19 protein-coding genes and 1 tRNA gene are annotated in these 16,920 nt (G+C 62.0%); 8 read left to right on the top strand and 12 right to left on the bottom strand.

All coding sequences use genetic code 11. The features are described 5' to 3' along the window. The 6 genes from deoA to FJ941_RS02905 form a co-directional block, all read right to left on the bottom strand. Positions 1–1,320 (bottom strand): thymidine phosphorylase, encoded by a 1,320-nt coding sequence (deoA, locus tag FJ941_RS02930; RefSeq protein WP_140502935.1) that lies wholly within the window; start codon positions 1,318–1,320, stop codon positions 1–3. Continuing rightward, positions 1,320–2,129, bottom strand: coding sequence for a purine-nucleoside phosphorylase (locus tag FJ941_RS02925; protein WP_140502933.1), 810 nt, complete (start codon positions 2,127–2,129; stop codon positions 1,320–1,322). Before FJ941_RS02925 ends, deoA begins: the two co-directional genes overlap by 1 nt. 48 nt (positions 2,130–2,177) lie before the next feature. Continuing rightward, the gene (cdd, locus tag FJ941_RS02920) at positions 2,178–2,570 is read right to left on the bottom strand and encodes a cytidine deaminase (protein WP_140502931.1); all 393 of its coding nucleotides are present in this window, start codon (positions 2,568–2,570) and stop codon (positions 2,178–2,180) included. A 62-nt stretch (positions 2,571–2,632) separates the two neighbouring features. After that, a complete protein-coding gene (locus FJ941_RS02915) occupies positions 2,633–3,604 on the bottom strand; it encodes an ABC transporter permease (RefSeq protein WP_140502929.1) in 972 nt (323 codons plus the stop codon). 1 nt (position 3,605) lies between these two features. Then, the gene (locus FJ941_RS02910) at positions 3,606–4,745 is read right to left on the bottom strand and encodes an ABC transporter permease (protein ID WP_140502927.1); all 1,140 of its coding nucleotides are present in this window, start codon (positions 4,743–4,745) and stop codon (positions 3,606–3,608) included. Beyond that, positions 4,742–6,274: an ABC transporter ATP-binding protein gene (locus FJ941_RS02905; protein ID WP_140502925.1), complete on the bottom strand. Its 1,533-nt coding sequence runs from the start codon at positions 6,272–6,274 to the stop codon at positions 4,742–4,744. Before FJ941_RS02905 ends, FJ941_RS02910 begins: the two co-directional genes overlap by 4 nt. Positions 6,275–6,490: 216 nt before the next feature. On the opposite strand from FJ941_RS02905, the gene FJ941_RS02900 reads away from it, so the two are divergent. Continuing rightward, a complete protein-coding gene (locus FJ941_RS02900; RefSeq protein ID WP_123151274.1) occupies positions 6,491–6,697 on the top strand; it encodes a SlyX family protein in 207 nt (68 codons plus the stop codon). 22 nt (positions 6,698–6,719) lie between these two features. After that, the gene (locus FJ941_RS02895; protein ID WP_140502923.1) at positions 6,720–7,118 is read left to right on the top strand and encodes a hypothetical protein; all 399 of its coding nucleotides are present in this window, start codon (positions 6,720–6,722) and stop codon (positions 7,116–7,118) included. Here FJ941_RS02895 and FJ941_RS02890 read toward each other — a convergent pair. From FJ941_RS02890 to FJ941_RS02875, 4 genes are all read right to left on the bottom strand, one after another. Beyond that, a complete protein-coding gene (locus FJ941_RS02890) occupies positions 7,097–7,573 on the bottom strand; it encodes a GNAT family N-acetyltransferase (protein ID WP_140502921.1) in 477 nt (158 codons plus the stop codon). The two genes, FJ941_RS02895 and FJ941_RS02890, sit on opposite strands and share 22 nt — an antisense overlap. A 104-nt stretch (positions 7,574–7,677) precedes the next feature. Then, entirely contained in the window at positions 7,678–8,667 is a 990-nt protein-coding gene (locus tag FJ941_RS02885) for a BMP family ABC transporter substrate-binding protein (RefSeq protein WP_140502920.1), read from the bottom strand. A 244-nt stretch (positions 8,668–8,911) separates the two neighbouring features. Then, positions 8,912–9,235 (bottom strand): hypothetical protein, encoded by a 324-nt coding sequence (locus FJ941_RS02880; protein ID WP_140502918.1) that lies wholly within the window; start codon positions 9,233–9,235, stop codon positions 8,912–8,914. 133 nt (positions 9,236–9,368) lie between these two features. Next, positions 9,369–10,100, bottom strand: coding sequence for a DUF2569 domain-containing protein (locus FJ941_RS02875; protein ID WP_246673677.1), 732 nt, complete (start codon positions 10,098–10,100; stop codon positions 9,369–9,371). Positions 10,101–10,475: 375 nt separating this feature from the next. Between FJ941_RS02875 and FJ941_RS02870 the strand changes: the two genes are divergently transcribed. The 3 genes from FJ941_RS02870 (at position 10,476) to FJ941_RS02860 (ending at position 12,129) form a co-directional block, all read left to right on the top strand. Then, positions 10,476–10,565 (top strand) — tRNA-Ser (locus tag FJ941_RS02870). A 579-nt stretch (positions 10,566–11,144) separates the two neighbouring features. Continuing rightward, a complete protein-coding gene (locus FJ941_RS02865; protein WP_246673676.1) occupies positions 11,145–11,894 on the top strand; it encodes a thermonuclease family protein in 750 nt (249 codons plus the stop codon). A gap of 1 nt (position 11,895) precedes the next feature. Then, on the top strand, positions 11,896–12,129 hold the full coding sequence (locus tag FJ941_RS02860; RefSeq protein ID WP_140502914.1) for a hypothetical protein: 234 nt from the start codon (positions 11,896–11,898) through the stop codon (positions 12,127–12,129). Between the two features lie 483 nt (positions 12,130–12,612). Here FJ941_RS02860 and FJ941_RS02855 read toward each other — a convergent pair whose 3' ends face one another. After that, positions 12,613–13,071 (bottom strand): MucR family transcriptional regulator, encoded by a 459-nt coding sequence (locus FJ941_RS02855; protein ID WP_140502912.1) that lies wholly within the window; start codon positions 13,069–13,071, stop codon positions 12,613–12,615. Positions 13,072–13,677: 606 nt separating this feature from the next. On the opposite strand from FJ941_RS02855, the gene FJ941_RS02850 reads away from it, so the two are divergent. From FJ941_RS02850 to FJ941_RS02840, 3 genes are all read left to right on the top strand, one after another. Further along, complete coding sequence (locus tag FJ941_RS02850) at positions 13,678–14,160, top strand: YidB family protein (RefSeq protein WP_140502911.1); 483 nt, start codon at positions 13,678–13,680, stop codon at positions 14,158–14,160. 9 nt (positions 14,161–14,169) lie between these two features. Further along, a complete protein-coding gene (locus FJ941_RS02845) occupies positions 14,170–14,646 on the top strand; it encodes a hypothetical protein (RefSeq protein ID WP_140502909.1) in 477 nt (158 codons plus the stop codon). Between the two features lie 534 nt (positions 14,647–15,180). Continuing rightward, the gene (locus tag FJ941_RS02840; protein WP_140502907.1) at positions 15,181–15,447 is read left to right on the top strand and encodes a hypothetical protein; all 267 of its coding nucleotides are present in this window, start codon (positions 15,181–15,183) and stop codon (positions 15,445–15,447) included. Positions 15,448–15,748: 301 nt separating this feature from the next. Here FJ941_RS02840 and FJ941_RS02835 read toward each other — a convergent pair whose 3' ends face one another. Then, positions 15,749–16,309 carry an EF-hand domain-containing protein gene (locus FJ941_RS02835; RefSeq protein ID WP_140502906.1) on the bottom strand — a complete coding sequence of 187 codons (561 nt, stop codon included), beginning with the start codon at positions 16,307–16,309 and terminating at the stop codon, positions 15,749–15,751. Positions 16,310–16,920: the final 611 nt, after the last annotated feature.

Below are 16,920 nucleotides of genomic sequence, written 5' to 3'. Positions count from 1 at the left end.
TCAGTCGCGCGGCAGAATCCGCCGAATGACCGACTTGTCGGCGACCGGCTTCGAAGCACCGATCGCATAGGCTGAAAGCACGGCCGCGGCAGCCGCCTCGGCATCGGACGGCGAGCGGGCGTGGATTAGCGCCAGCGCATCTCCGGCGTTTACTTCCGCGCCTATGGGCAGCAGCCTAGTGATGCCGACCGCGGGGTCGACCTTGTCGTCGGGCCGTGTGCGCCCGCCGCCCAGCCCGACCACCGCGAGGCCGATGTCGCGGGTGGCTATGCCGGTAACGAAACCGTCCGTCGTCGCCTTGACCGCGAATTCCGTTGCCGCCCCGGGCAGGTATTTTTCCGGCTTTTCGATGAAATCCGCAGGGCCGCCAAGCACGGTCACCATGCGCGCGAAGGTGACGGCGGCGCGGCCGCTGGCGAGCGTCTCGGTGGCGCGGCGCATCCCGTCCTGGTTGGACGATACCAACCTTGCCGACTGCAGCATTTCAGCGGCAAGCGCAAGCGTCACGTTCTCCAGCCGCCGGTCGCGCAAGCGGCCGGTCAGGAAATCGACGGCGTTGCGCACCTCGACGGCATTGCCGGCGGCCGAAGCCAGCGGTTCGTTCATGCCGGTGATCAGCGCCGAGACCTTCAGCCCGGCGCCGCTGGCGACCTCGACCAGACTGTTGGCGAGCGCGGTCGCATCGCGGGATTTCTCCATGAAGGCGCCATTGCCGACCTTGATGTCTAGCACCAGCGATTGCAGGCCTGCCGCGAGCTTCTTCGACAGGATCGATGCGGTGATCAGCGGCACCGATTCCACGGTTCCGGTGACGTCGCGGATGGCGTAAAGCCGGCGATCGGCAGGTGCCAGATCGGCGGTCTGGCCGATGATGGCGCAGCCTGTTTCCAGCACCGCCTTGCGGAACAGCGCGATGTCGGGCTGGCTGATGTAGCCGGGAATGGCATCCATCTTGTCCAGCGTGCCGCCGGTATGGCCGAGACCTCGGCCCGAGATCATCGGCACATAGGCACCGCAGGCGGCGACGATCGGCGCCAGCATCAGCGAGACATTATCGCCGACACCGCCCGTCGAATGTTTGTCGGTGACGGGGCCCGGCAAATCCGACCAGTCGAGCACGTCGCCGGAATCGCGCATGGCAAGCGTCATCGCCACGGCCTCGTCGCGGCTCATACCGTTAAAGAATACCGCCATGGCGAAGGCCGCGACCTGGCCGTCGGTTACGGTGCCCGACGTCACGCCGTCGATGAAGGCGGCGATTTCGTGAGGCGCCAGCCTATGGCCGTCGCGCTTGTGACGGATGATTTCCTGCGGAAGCATCAGCTCTCCAGCAGCCCGTCACGGAACACGCGCTGCAGCACCGTTGCCAGCCGCGAACCGCCAACCGGCGCCATGTCCTTGGTTTCCTGGTGCGAAAGCTCGGCGCCGGTCATGCCGGCGGCCAGGTTGGTGATGACCGAGCAGGCGGCGACGCGCAGGCCGAGGAAGCGGGCGAGAATGACTTCCGGCACGGTCGACATGCCGACGGCGTTGGCGCCCATGATGCGCGCCATGCGGATTTCGGCTGGCGTCTCGAAGCAGGGGCCTGAGAACCACATATAGACGCCCTTGTGCAGCGCTGTGCCGGTCGCCTTCGCCGCGCGTTCGATCGCGTCGCGCATGCCGGCATCATAAGCTTCGGTGAGGCCGACGAAACGGCGGTCGCTCGGCTCGCCGATCAGCGGATTGGTGCCCGAGAAGTTGATGTGGTCGGTGAGCAGCATCACCGAGCCCGGTGGCATATCCGGATCGACCGAGCCGGCTGCGTTGGTGAGGATCAGTTTCGTGATGCCGATGCCGGCAAGCACTTCCAGCACCGGCCGCATCGCCGCCGCAACGCCATGCTCGTAGTAGTGGGTGCGGCCGGACAGCATCAGCACCGGAATGCCGGCAAACAGCCCGGCCACCACTTCGCCGGCATGGCCGCTGACACCGCTCCGGGGAAAGCCGGGCAGGTCGGCATAGGAGACGCGGATGGGATTCTCGATCCGGTCGACCAGGCCGCCCAGGCCCGAACCCAGCACCAGCGCGGTCGACGGCGCCAGGCCGTCGAGCCTTTCGATAAGATGGTCCAGCGCCTTTTCCGTCATCTCGGCCTACGCGTCATTTGATCCAGCTTTTCATTTTGAGCAAGCTTGTCATTTGAGAATATCGCCGCGAAAACCATAGGGCAGCATGTCGCCCATCGTGACTGTTTCTGCGACGCCCGTAGCATCGCACAGATAGAGCTTCGTTTCCGGACGGCAGAATTCGGCCAGCCGCTGGCGGCAGCCGCCACAAGGCGAGCATTTGGCCATGCGTTCGGCGAGGACGGCGATTTCCACGATCTTGCCACCGCCGCCCATTATGTAGTGGCCAAGCGCGGTGGTCTCGGCGCACCAGCCTTCCGGATAGGAGGCGACCTCGACGTTGGCGCCGGTGAAGATGCGTCCGTCCTCGGTGCGCAAGGCGGCACCCACCGGGAATTTCGAGTAGGGCGCATAGGCCTTGGCCATGGCGGACTTGGCCGCTTCGAACAGATCATGCGACATTCAGTTGTTCTCTCCGATGATCGTGTCCAAACCCGGTGCTTCGTCCGCCGAACTGTCGACCCTTAGCGTTCCTTGACGTAGGGCACGCCGCCGGCGCGCGGCGGTATGGCCTTGCCAATGAAGCCGGCGAGCAGGATGACGGTCAGCACATAAGGCAGGGCCTGCATGAACTGCACCGACACCTTGCCGACAATGGGCAGCGGTGTCCCCTGCAGGCGGATCGACGCCGCGTCGAGGAAACCGAACAGCAAGCAGGCGAACATGGCGTTGACCGGCTTCCATTTGGCGAAGATCAGCGCGGCCAGCGCGATGTAGCCCTTGCCGGCGGTCATGTCCTTCACGAAGCCACCATTCTGCACCATCGACAGATAGGCGCCGGCGACGCCGGTGAGGATGCCGGTGCAGATCAGCGCGCGGTAGCGCAGCCACGCGACCGAGATGCCGGCGGTGTCGACCGCGGCCGGATTTTCGCCGACCGCGCGCAGCCGGAGACCGAAGCGCGTGCGAAACAGCACCCACCAGGTGAACGGCACCATCGCAAAGGCGAAATAGACGAGGATCGAATGGCCGGAGATCAGTTCGGCATAGATCGGACCGATGACAGGCACGTCCCTGGCCGCGTCGGCGCCAGGCCAGATGATCGCCTCGAACCGCTCGCCCGGTTGCAGCGCCGGCGTGCGGCCACCCTGCTGGAACCAGGCCTGGCCAAGGATGATGGTCGATCCGGCGGCGACGAAGTTGATCGCCACGCCCGAAACGATCTGGTTGCCGCGATGGGTGATCGAGGCAAAGCCGTGCACCAGCGCGAAGGCGACAGAGATCAGGATCGCCATGCCGAGACCGATGAGCGCCGAATGGAACACGGAAGCCGCGGCAGCACCCGCGAAGGCGCCGACCAGCATCTTGCCTTCGAGGCCGATGTCGAAAATGCCGGCCCGCTCCGAATAGAGGCCGGCGAGGCAGGCAAGCAGCAGCGGCACCGACAGGCGGATGGTCGAGTCCAGCACCTGGATGATTGCGTTGAAGATATCCATTTCAGGCACCCTTCCCAGTGACCGCCTGCATGCCCACCGATTTCGGGCTGAACGAAGCGAACAGAGCCTGGATATAGGGCCTGAACATGTGCTCCAGGGCGCCGGCGAAGAGGATGACCAACCCTTGAATGATGACGATCATGTCGCGGCTGATCGCCGGCATCTCGAAGGCGAGTTCGGCACCGCCCTGGTAGAGCATACCGAACAGGATCGCCGCCAGCACGATGCCGACCGGATGCAGGCGGCCCATCAGCGCCACGGCGATACCGACGAAACCGGCGCCCGAAACAAAGTCGATCGCGACATTGTGCTGGTCGCCCATCACCGGATTGAGCGCCATCATGCCGGCCAGCGCGCCCGAGATCATCATCGCGGTAATGATGATGCGGGTTTCCGAAATGCCGGCATAGCGAGCCGCCTTCGGGCTGTGGCCATAGGTGCGCATCTCGTAGCCGAGCCTGGTGCGCCAGATCAGCAGCCAGACCAGGAAGGCCATCACCAGCGCCAGCAGGAAGCAGACATTGAGCGGCGCCGAGCGGATCTTGGCGCCGAACAGTTCGATGATCCAGTTTAGCTTCGGCAGTTCCGCGCCGGCGAGGAAGTTACGCGTCTGTGGCGCCTGCGAGCCCGCCGGCTTCAACGGACCGACCAGCAGGTAGACCATGATCGATGCGGCGATGAAGTTGAACATGATCGTCGTGATGACGATGTGCGAGCCGCGCCTGGCCTGCAGGTAGGCGGGGATCAGCGCCCACAATGCGCCCACAAGCGCCGAAGCGACGATGGCCAGCGGAAATGTCAGCCACCAGGGCAGCGTGCTGTCGAAGGAAAGACAGACGATGGCGATGCCGAGGCCGGCGATGTAGGCCTGTCCCTCGGTGCCGATGTTGAACAGGCCGCAATGCGCCGCCACCGCCACCGAAAGCCCGGTGAATATGAAGGTCGTGGCATAGAACAGGGTGAAGGCGATGCCTGTGCCCTTGCCGAAGGCGCCTTCGACCAGGATGACGGCGGCGCGGAGCGGGTTTTCGCCGACCAGCATGACGACGAAACCGGCGACGATGAAGGCGACCGACAGGTTGATCAGCGGGATCAGCCCATAATCGGCCCAGGCCGGCAATTTGGCGTAAGGGGTGCTCATTGCGCGGCCTCCTGATGTTCGACACCGGCCATCAGCAAGCCAAGCTCGCCTTCGGTCGCGTCGGGGCCGCGCTCGCCGACGATGCGGCCGGCAAACATCACCAGGATGCGGTCGGAAAGCGAACGGATCTCGTCGAGCTCGACCGAGACCACCAGCACCGCCTTGCCCTGGTCGCGCATGGCGATTAGGCGCTTGTGGATGAATTCGATGGCGCCGACATCGACGCCGCGCGTCGGCTGGCCGACGATCAGCACGCCCGGGTCCTGTTCGATTTCCCGTGCGAGCACGATCTTCTGTTGGTTGCCGCCGGAGAAATTGGCGGTCTTCAGGCGCGGATTGCCGGGACGGATGTCGTATTTCTCGATCTTGTCCCTGGCATCGGCCATGATGGCATCGATGTTGAGGAACGGTCCTTTGAGGTAGCGGGGATCGTCATGGTAGCCGAGGATGGAATTCTCGTTCTCCTCGAAGGCCAGCACCAGCCCGACATGATGGCGGTCTTCCGGCACGTGGGCGAGGCCGCGGTCGCGCAATTCGCCGGGATCGGCCTTGCCGGTGAGATCGATCGGCTTGCCCTCGAGCATCACGGAACCGGAAACGGCATGCCTGATGCCGGAAATCGCCTCGAGCAGTTCGGATTGGCCGTTGCCGGCGACGCCGGCGATGCCGACGATCTCGCCTGCGCGCAAATCGAAGGAGACGTCGTCGACCATGGTGACGCCGCGGGAATCCCTGACCGTCAGGTTCTTGACCACGAGCTTGACGGCACCGGCCTCGGCCTCGCCCTTCTCGACCCTCAGCAGCACGCGCCGCCCGACCATCAGTTCCGCCAGTTCCTCGACAGTGGTTTTCCTGGTCTCCCGGGTCGCCACCATCGTGCCCTGACGCATCACCGACACGGCGTCGGTGATGGCCATGATCTCGCGCAGCTTGTGGGTGATCAGCACCACCGTCTTTCCCTGTTCCTTCAATTGCCGGAGGATGCGGAACAGGTGGTCGGCCTCGGCCGGCGTCAAAACGCCCGTCGGTTCGTCGAGGATCAGGATTTCGGCGCCGCGATAAAGCGCCTTCAGGATTTCGACACGCTGCTGCAGGCCGACCGGCAGTTCCTCGATGATCGCATCGGGATCGACTTCCAGCCCGTATTCGCGCTCCAGCCGGTCAAGCTCGGAGCGCGCCTTGGCGATGCTGCTCTTCAGAAGCGCATCGGTTTCGGCGCCGAGGATGATGTTCTCCAGCACCGAGAAATTGTCGACCAGCATGAAATGCTGGTGCACCATGCCGATGCCGAGCGCGATCGCGTCGTTGGGTGTCTTGATCGACGCCGGCTGGCCGCCGACACGAATCTCCCCGCTATCGGCCTGGTAGAAACCATAGAGGATCGACATCAGCGTCGACTTGCCGGCGCCGTTCTCGCCGACGATGCCGTGGATGGTGCCGCGCGCGATCTCCAGATTGATGTCGCGGTTGGCGCGCACCGCGCCAAAACTCTTGTTGATGCCGATCAGTTCGATTGCGGCTTGCGCCATGCAGCCCGTCCCACTCTTATTTTTTATCGCTTGGTCAAGACGCCTAGCATGACGCTCCGCCCGTGCCAATTGTCCGGAGCAGCCTCCACTCTCGACAAATCCCCGCGCGCTTGTCAATTTCGAACGTGGCCGAAGCTCTCGCATCCGCTAATATGCGGAGGTCGATTTGACATTGCGGCGCAAGGTGTCGCGGTACAAAACTGAGGACTTTGCATGATCATGCCCGCCGACCGGCTGACGACGCTGGAAATCCGCGCCGCCGAGCAGGAGAAGACCATCGAGGAGCTGTCGGGCCAGATCGCCGAGCAGTGGAAGGTGATCGAACGCATGCAGCGCAAGCTCGATGCGCTGACCGACCGCTTCCTGGCGCTCGAAGAGCAGGCGGCACCGGACGTGCCAGTGACCAAACCGCCACACTGGTGAGCAAAAGGGGAGGGTCCTGGCCATGGCAGGTGAAAGCGACCGCATCGCGAGGGCCGGCGACTATGTGCTCGGCCTGATGAACGATGCCGAGCGCGAGCGGGCCGAGCGCGATCTCGAGATCGATCCTGCCTTCCGCGACGCGGTGGTGCAGCTCGCCGAACGCATGCATGTTTTCGATCGCACCGAAAAACCAGCAGGCGCCAATCATTGGGCGCTGGTTGCGCAACGCCTCGCCGAATTGCCGCAAATGCGCAGCGTTGGCCTGGGCGGCAACGATGCCAGGTCACCGACAGTGATCCGAAGCCTGTCCCGACAGCCGCACGGCGTTGGCGTGCATTTGCTGGGCGGTCGGCGTGGACTTGTCGTCATGGCCGGGCTGATTGCGGCCTTCGCGCTCGGCTATCTCTTGGGTACATTGTGATCGAGCCGGCGCGACATCAGCATCATCGTTTCGCCGTCCTGCTCGCACACCTCGATGGCTTCCCAGCCGAGCGCCGCGTAGAACTCGCGCGCTTGCCAGGTGTAGAGGTAGAGCGTCTCGACGCCGACTGACGCCGCATGCGCTTCGATCGCCTTGACCAGCGCGGTGCCGGTTCCCTTGCCTCGATGGCCGGCATCGACGACAAGCCCGGCCAGCCACGGTGTCAGATCATGCGCCGGTTCCAGTTCATGCCGGACCAGCAGGCAGGTGCCTACCGGCACTTCGTTCACACGGGCAACCAGAGCCTTTTCAAGACCGTCGCTGGTCAGCAGGTTGCTGAGCCCTGCCGCATCCTCTTCCAGCGTCCTTCCCGTCCCCTCGAAGAAGGCGGCAATCCGCAGTCGCGCGACGACTTCTATGTCATGCCCGCGCATGGGTTCGATCGTTGGCTGCATTCCTCGCTCCATGCCATTTGCGAGCTTCGTTCGGTCGGCAAAAAAAGCAAAACCGCCGGGCTTTCGCCCAGCGGTTGCGGATCATGGCCGTATGGCGCCGCCGATCAATAGGGGCAGGCGTTGTCGGCGGTGTAGTCGTGGACCTTGACCGTGCCGGCGATGATGTCGGCCTTGGCCTTTTCGACCGCCGCCTTCATCTCGGCCGTTACCAGCGCCTTGTTGTTGTCGTCCATGGCGTAGTCGACGCCACCTTCCTTGAGGCCGAGATTCTCGACGCCACCCTTGAAGGTGCCGTTCTTGCCGTCCATGAAGGCGGTGTAGACGGCAACGTCAACGCGCTTCAGCATCGAGGTCAGCACCTTGCCGGGCTGCAGGCCGTTCTGGTTGGAATCGACACCAATGCCGAGCTTGCCGGCATCGGCCGCTGCCTGCAGCACGCCGACGCCGGTGCCACCGGCGGCCGCGTATACAACGTCGGCGCCCTGGTCGATCTGCGTCTTGGCGATCTCGCCGCCCTTGGCCGGATCGTTCCACGCCGCCGGCGTGTCACCAGTCATGTTCTGGATGACGTCGGTCGCGCCGGCCGACTTGGCGCCGCCGACATAGCCGCATTCGAACTTGCGGATCAGCGGGATGTCCATGCCGCCGACGAAGGCAACCTTCTTCGACTTCGAGGCCATCGCCGCCATGATGCCGACGAGATAGGAACCTTCATTCTCCTTGAACACCAGCGAGCGGACATTGGGCAGGTCGACGGCATCGTCGATGATGGCGAAGTTGAGGTCCGGGTATTCGGCCGCGACCTTCTTCAGCGCATCCTCCCAGGCAAAGCCGGCCATGACGATTGGGTTGTGGCCGTCCTCGGCGAAGCGGCGCAGCGCCTGCTCGCGCTGCGAGGCGTTCGACACTTCGAACTCGACATAGGGGGTGCCGGTCTCGGTCTTGAACTTCTCGGCGCCGTGATAGGCAGCCTCGTTGAAGGATTTGTCGAATTTGCCGCCCAGATCGTAAAGGATGGCCGGCTGGACATCCGCGGCGAAAGCCGGAAGAACCATTGCGGTTGCGGCCAGGAGGCCGAGAACGATACGTTTCATGTGATCCACACCCTGTCGGTTATTTTTTCCGTTACGCACCGCCTGCCTGCCCGGTTCTCCGGCCGGCAAACGACGTCAGCCAGGAGTGTATTCCCCTCCCGCTCCCGGGCAATCTGGCACGGCCCGAAACAAAATTCACGCGGAATTTTGACCTTTTGGAAAAGCGTGCCGCGGGCAAGCCACACAGCGATCTGACCTTGTGTGCAAGCCGTGAGGAGGCGGCCGGAATGGTGCAGGCGATGGGTCAGTTCGCCGCGAACTGTCCCGTGCGCCGCTGCCGCCGGTAGCCGATGGCGTAAAGCAGGAAGGCCAGCACCGCGAATACGGCAAAGCCCGGCTGGTTGAGCACCCAGGCGATGACGCCATCCCACAGCAGCGGACTGGCCTTGGTGCGGACGAAGCCTTCGAAGGCGGCCCGCGTGTCCGGCGAGACGGCCAGCCAGCTCGCGTTGAGGGGGGTCAGCACAAGGGCAGAGGCCGCCACCGTGCGCGTCGTGTCGAGCACCGCCATGATGACGGAAACCGACAGCGCGACCATGGCTGCAAGACGAAAGACGAAGCGAAACATCAAGGCTCTCCCCCGGTCCCTCCTGGACGCCAACCAGGAGACCTCCGGCACATGTCCCGAAACCAGAAATAGAATGCGTGCGGCTTGTCCGCAATCGGGATACGCGAATTTGAAGCCCCGCGCTTGCTGAACCCTATGCGGCCGGCTCGCGCCGGCGGCGGTGAACGAGCAAGACGGCAAGAATGCCCCCGGCAATGGCGCCGACCACCAGCCCGGCCAAGCCGATGAAGGCGGCAAAGTAGCCGCAGCCGCCCTCGAAGCAACTGACCTCGGCGACATCGGCGATCACAGAGCCAGCCAGGAAGCCGCCAACGGCGCCGATGACCGCGCCCAGGATGATGCCGAGCAAGGCAGCGACGATGGAAACGAAGACCGATGGCGCTTCGGCTTGCTGCCTGGCATAGACGCCTTCGACGCAGGAGCCGCGGCGCAGCAGATAGATGCAGAGCAGGCCGATGGCGATTTCGGCGCCGCCTATGAGCAAGCTCCTGGCGGAGAAGACGAAATCGGGCACGGCAAGCACATAAGCCAGCCTCGCCAGCACCCAGACGATGGTCGTCACCTGCCAGATGATGAAGTGGCGCGGGAAACGCGCCGAGCGGCCAAAGGCAAGGCCGAGAAGGTAGAGTCCCCACAGAATGGTGATGATGTCGACGGCAAGCCCGCCGAGGAGGAAATAGAAGATCCTGTCCGGCAGGCCGGAATTGCCGGTCAGCCACCAGGCCGAGGCCAGGCCGTAGACCGACCAAGCCACGACGAAGATGAGCCAGCCCACCGGCACGTAGGACAGCCCGCTGTCCGGGTGCCCTGTCGGCGCCTGTCCACTGTCCGGCGTTCCGCCCGGTTTTTCACTGCTTGAAGACATCTCCGGACGATGCCCCCCCGCAAAGCCTCCGCTTCACTCGACAGCTGGGCCGCGGCGAAGTCAAGCGCGGCCGGCCCTACGGCCATGGCTGTGCACACCATTCGGGCGGTGGCGGCTTGAAAAACGGGTGCGACGCAGCTTGACGAAGCTGTGTGTGGCCGGCAAAGCGAATAGACCGCCGTTATGGCTTGGCATTCGGCGCGGGATCGACTAGATGAGCCCCGCGCCTGTTGCTTTGACGGCTCAGGTGCGAAGGGAAGGTGTTCGCTGGTTGGCGGCACCCACGGCGCTGATATCGCGTGCCGGCCTCCCTGAAGGGACTGCATTGTCCCCAACCCGCGCGGCGAAACCGGCCAACGCGAAAAATGCAAGGACGGAGAGGTGGCCGAGTGGTTGAAGGCGCACGCCTGGAAAGTGTGTTTACGGGAGACCGTAACGCGGGTTCGAATCCCGCTCTCTCCGCCATATCATCAATGCAATCAACATGTTAGAGTAAATTACACAACTTACCCACCAAACAGCCCATCATGTAGGATGCTATTGATTTAGATAACATGCGACGGCATGAGACATTCGGCCGGGGTGCCATTCCCATCGTAAAACTGTTCGGAACCGAACGCCAAGTCAGCGACTAACGGACAGACGATACGCCAAGCCTCAGGGTACACGAATGCGAACGGCTATGGGCTGAATATGGAGCCATTCTCCTCGACGGGCAAACGCCGTTCCGTTAGCGATAGCTAAAAAATGCACTGGGGCGATAAAAGGCTCGCTGCCCCAACCCAGCGACCCCACGTCCACGCTGTGTGCGGGACGATTACCAGCCCCAACGCTGGCAAATCTGAGAAAGGCAATTTGGATGCCACTCCGGGCGTGCCAAAACGGCACTTCTGGACTCTTGGTCGTTACGGACGCATTCTTCCGCTTGGGAGCTTGGGGGAAGTGGACAGATCACGTCACGACAATCGGTCTGACCAGTGGCGGAAGCGCACTGGCGCGAGGCGGTGTCGCGCAATCCTGTTGGCCAGCGTTCCGAAGCGGCTCGTGTTCGTCACGGTCGCCGCAGCGGCGGTCTTGGTTGGCCAGTTCGTCATGCAGCATCGCGACGACATGCCCGACCTCATCCTGTCGAACTTGGTCGGACCGAAGCCGGCGCCGATCGCCGGCGTTGCGTCGGTCATCGATGGCGACACGATCGAAGTGCATGGGCAGCGCATCCGCTTCAACGGGATCGACGCACCCGAGAGCCGGCAGTATTGCAGCGATGCCAAGGGCTTTGACTATCCTTGCGGCCACCGGTCGGCCGAGGCGCTGGACGCCTTCCTCGCGGTGTCCAAGCCAGTGCAATGCACGTTCGTAAGTTGGGACCGCTACCATCGCTTTGTTGGTGACTGCCGGCGAGCAGATGGCGCCAATGTGGCCGCATGGATGGTCGAGCACGGCCAGGCACTGGACTGGCCCCGCTACAGCCACGGCGCTTACGCAGAGCAGCAGGGGAAGGCCTCGGCGGCAAAGGTCGGCCTGTGGGTCGGAACGTTTCAGGCGCCTTGGGATTGGCGAGCGGCCAATGCAGACAAAGTCGAGGTAGTCAGCACTCCGTCGACCGGCTTCGGGTTGTTAGGCTCTGGCTGCAGCATAAAGGGCAACATCAGCGTGAATTCCGGCGAGCACATCTACCATCTGCCCGGCCAGGAGCACTACGACGAAACCGTTGTCACGCCGAGCAAGGGCGAACGATGGTTCTGCACCGAGGCCGAAGCGCGCGCAGCTGGATGGCGAAAGGCACGCCGCTAGGATGCTGATCTTCTCAAGGCGCACTTTGCAAAAATTAATTTATGCGGCCGCGCCGCATCTGCCGGCCGACCAATTGAGAAAACTGGCGACGAATGTCGACAAGGCTAACAAGAACGGGATTCCGGAAGTCTGGGAGCTGTATCTCTTCGTCGGACATCCCTTGGCGCATAAGGCCAAGTATGAGCCAATGCTTCCAGACGGAAAGAAACCCGATATGCGCGCTACGATTACATGAGAGAAATGCGAGAAGCACTCGACCTTTGGGCCGATCGACTGGCCGGAATTGTCAGAGGTGGCGCGGAGGTCGTTCCGTTCGGCTCGATGGACGCTGCGTGACAGTAAGGAATCGCTAAAACACGCCCCCGAATTCAAATACTCGGACGAGCAAAAGAGGGTGATCGTCGAAGCCCTCGCGGTTGATCTTCATCACCTAACTTCCGCCGCGTTGAAATGATTGTGAGCAGGCGCTCACGATAGGTGCCCGTGACGTGTTCGCTGGCGGTAGCCGCAGGCAGTGACTACTGGAGTCACCACCAAACCGGAACCGCTGCAGATTGACGGACCGACCAACTAGAGTATCATCTTTTGCCGCCCGCTAGGAAAAAGACCGGCGCCCTCGCTGGGAGGTTGCCCGAATGGCGCCGGCCAGACGGTCCTTTTCAGGTCCGCCGCTCTCCAGACATAGCTGAGCCTTTCCGTCGCGTCAGGTGGTTGCGGACTACGCTTTGGCTTTCCGCTTCGCAGGTGCCTTCTTGGCTGGTGCGACGGGTTCAGCCTTGCGGCCAAGCCCGATGGACTTCGCCAGTTGCGAGCGCTGAGCGGCGTAATTCGGAGCTGTCATAGGGTAGTCGTGCGGCAAGTTCCATTTGGCGCGATAGGCGTCCGGTGTCAGGCCGAAGTCCGTGCTAAGATGCCGCTTCAGGGATTTAAACTTCTTGCCGTCTTCGAGGCAGATAATGAAGTCCGGCGTCACAGACCTCTTCGGGTTGACCGCGGGGACTTGCGGTTCAACGACAGGCGAGATCGGCGTGCCAAGTCCGGACAGCGAAGCATGAACCGATGCTATCACGTTCGGCAAGCCAGACACCGGCAATGGATTGTTGCTGACATATGCTGAGACAATGTCGGCTGTTAACTCAGCTAGTTCGGCAGGGCGGGTGTCGGATTCGTTGGTCATTGGTGGTCCTTTTTGTCTGATTTGTCCCCTCTCTATTGGTCGATGATCAACGACGCAACCGCCCTTCTAAGCTTGGTCTGTCGAACTGCAGTGGAGCCGACGCAGAATTCGTACGGACTTCGGACAACCCTTTGATGTTATTTCAGAAGTAGTAGCGACCGTAGAGCGAACGAGGCTTGTGAAGCGAAGTTGCCTGCCCAGCATCCGGTTTGGCTGGGGTTCCTGGAAGCTTTTCGAATCTTCTGGGTCGCGCCTCAGCTCGAATTGCGGGTGCTTATGAACAAAGTGGGATATTAGATTCGGGCTGGGAGGCATCGACTTCCTGGCGCGTTTGCCCTCCTCATAGTGCACGTCCGGGGGTATCCAAATGTGAGTGGCAGCTTTGCGCCTCATCGGCCGCTCAGCATCCTGTCGCACTGCCTGAAAGCGGACGTCGTCCGCAGCAAGCTTATAAATCGCCTGCTCGACAGAGATCTGACCTATCAGTGTACGCACTGCGAAGCCAAGCTCGGTCGATTTCCAAGCTCTGCCTAAGGTTTGCTGGCCAATTGCGGAACTTTTGGCAGGCCGAGAGCTTCTCCAAGCTCGAGACCACAGGAGGAACGAGTGGCCAATCTTGGAAGACTTGCGATCGCTATGCTGGGGGTCTTGGCTTATCAAAACCGCGACAAGATCGCAGAGATGATCCGTGGAGCGGGAGAGCGCGATCCAAACAATCCGCAAGGGGGGATGCTGGACCAGATGTCCAGGGGCGTTGCCGGCACCGCGCTTGGCGATGTTCTCGACCGTTTTAAAAATGCAGGTGCTGGCCCGAAGGTGGACTCCTGGGTTGGCACCGGGCCGAACGAGGCGATCGAGCCTCATGAGGTGGAAAAGGCTATTGACGCGCAGACGCTGGAGGCACTTTCAAGGCAGACTGGCCTCTCGCGCGAGGAGCTCATTGCGAGGATCACCAGGGATCTGCCGGACGCCGTTAACCAGATGACCCCAAACGGCAAGCTGCCAGCAGATCACCGAACGAACGGCTCGGTCGAGCCGACCCTGCTAGACGACGTGCCACGGACCGGGAGCGGGACGCCGAAGCAATAGGAACAGGCTATGAGATATGGTCCCCATATTCTGCTGAGTTTAATTGTCACCATGGTGCCCACGTCGCTCCTCGGTGCTCAGGGATGGCAGGGCTTCGGGATCAAACATCTCGGCTTCGTGTTCGATGTTCCCCCGGGGTTTGTACTAACCCAGCGCTCCGACCAAGGGGCAGCCTTCGAGGGTAAAAACAAAGCGTTTCTCGCAGTATGGGGGGCGCAACTCGGCAAGGCGAGTTTTCGCACCGAGATAGAGCATCGCATGGCCGTGAATGAGCACGACGGCTGGAGGTTGACCTATAAGCGAGTGACGCCGCAATGGGCCAGCTATTCTGGGCTGAAGGACGGTCAGATACTGTATGTCCGGGCCGTCAAAGTCTGCGACGGCCGCGCGGCATTGTTTACGGCCACCTATAGTCGTGACGAAAAGCTCCCCTACGATCCGATTGTCGTTCGCATGGTAAGATCGCTAAGGGCCGACGGTTGTTAACCAAGCTGTATACGACACGGCTGGATGCGCTTCTTGCATGTCCTGCTTGTAGGGCATCGCATCGATCTCCAGAGGCCAGTCCAATCAAAGCCCGACGTCAACGGTTCTACGCCTCCTGGCTGTCCACGCTGAGAGTCATGGCCCCGGACGCGACCGCTCGCTGGGGAGGCCCTTCGCTGCCGGCATCCGTCGAGACGGGTACGCGTGAGCACGGCATCGAAGCTCCAGGAACAAAGTGGTTCCGCTAATGTTGGGAGAAAAATTAGCGGAGACTAATATGAAATTCTTACCCGTTCTGGAACCCTGCGACACATGGGCGGTATTCGACACTACGACCGACGAACCGGCCGAGTTTGCAGGTGAGTGCCTCATTGGTCTGACAAAGGCCGCCGCTATTTGGCTCGCGGCAAGAGCCAGCGACGATGAAAGAAGAAACCGTTGCCGGCATGCATCGAGCATCAGCGTACTGGGTAGCGCTGGGTTTTTTCAGCAGCAACCGCGTGAACAGTCGTGGGGGTGATGAGTGACGAGGCCATGGCTGCCATACTGGCCTCACGTGATGATGAAGTGCAGGTCCTCGGTGTATTCGACGCAGCGAACAAGAAAGAAGCCTCCCTTGAACTTCGCCGTCTTGGAGAGGCAGTTCACTTTTTGGCAAACGCGTCGGTATTGGGCTACGACGTTCGTTCTGCGATAATCTTTCATGGAGTTGCGGGAGCGCCATGCTTGAGGGCGAAGCAATGTGAGCAACTTTGGGCGAAACACGGCGCGCTGCTGGTGAAGTCGGACTGCAGTTCTTGAGGGAAGGCTTGTCGGTGACGGGCTGGCCCGACTGTGTCTGCGCTGGCCCGGGCCTCGCCCGATCCGGCTGCTTTACGGATGACTGCGTTGAAAGGATCCATGTGAGGACATCTGGCCCGATGCCCGCTCAACTTGACCTTAGGTCGCTGGATGGGCGATTGGGAACCGGCAGCGGGCTCGGGGGGAGAACGCGCCCACGGCCGTGTTGCCTCTCCCCAAAGCGCCTCAGGGCGTCTGTGGCGTTCGCCAAACTCCGAGCCGCTTTTTGACTAGCCGGATTTCAAGCTAAGACACTAGCCAATCACGGCATTTCTTCACGACCGCCAGAGCCATGCGAGAAGGACTGGATTTCATCCATGTCGATCTTCCCGTCACCGTTCTGGTCGATTGCAGAGAAGATCCGGCCGACAGCCTCCTGGAGCTCGTTCTCGGACAGCGATCCGTCACCATCCGTGTCCAGAAGCGCGAGTACAAGTCGCATCCCGGTGCCGCGCATCATGCGAGGACCATGATTTCCGACCATTCCATGCTCACCGGCTGGACCGCCATTGCGGTGCCGCTGCCAACCGTCTCGATGGCGGGAAGCTTCCTCTTGACGGTTGTCACCCTCCTCTTGCCGATTGTTACTTTCGTTAGAGCTCCGATCCTGTTGCATTCTCTCCTGGACGGCTTCCTCAATCATCTGGCGAATCATTTCATGCGTCGGCCCACCGGCCTGTCTGTTCACATCCGGCAGTTGCCCAGCTCCGGGCTGTTGGGTCGCCGGGGTTGGTGCAGGTGTTCCGTTCGTCTGGGCGAGCGCAGGGAAGGCCGCGAACATCAAAGCGGCGGCGGCGGTGGTCGTGCAGCGTGGAAATCTCATGACATGCTCCATTGGTTGGTCGTGGTCTGCCTCAAGCTGATTGGCTGGCCCCCAACTTGGAGTTCATTCCGATTGTTCCTCCCTGGAGATCGGGTCACGATGAAGTTACACGACCATGGAATATGGGCTTCAACATACTGTTCCGACAGCAGCCGCACGCCATGGCCACGTGCAGTCAATTCTCCCCAATGCAATGAGCCCCGACTGGGCAGCGTGGCAGGCTCTCGAAGAATGGCAGCACGCGCCCACGCGTTAGCTTCATGCGAACGACAATCTCACCTCGTGGACTTGCAGAATCGGCAGCTGCGGCGGCCTCATGCCAGCCGCCGGGGCGAAATCATCCGTAGGACATCCAGTTTGGCTGGGGTTCCTGGAAGCTTTTCGAACTTTTCTGTCTTGCGGTTCCCGTCGAGATGCGCGCGCTTCTGAAGGAGGTCCGGGTGTCTGGATCCGCTGTGGTGCAACCTTGATCCAAGCATCTATGGGGGTTCGAGTCGGTAGACCGCTACATCGCCAGACCCACTATTGAGGGGGCGTATTTTTCCTATCGCAGACATGCCGCGTGATTGTCGGCAGCAGCGTCGAGTTCGCCTGGGTTCCTGATAGTTTTC

It is taken from the genome of Mesorhizobium sp. B2-3-13, from assembly GCF_006442195.1.
Taxonomy (GTDB): domain Bacteria; phylum Pseudomonadota; class Alphaproteobacteria; order Rhizobiales; family Rhizobiaceae; genus Mesorhizobium; species Mesorhizobium salmacidum.
The sequence above is the reverse complement of the archived record's forward strand: the minus strand, read 5'-3'. Positions and strand labels throughout refer to the sequence as shown.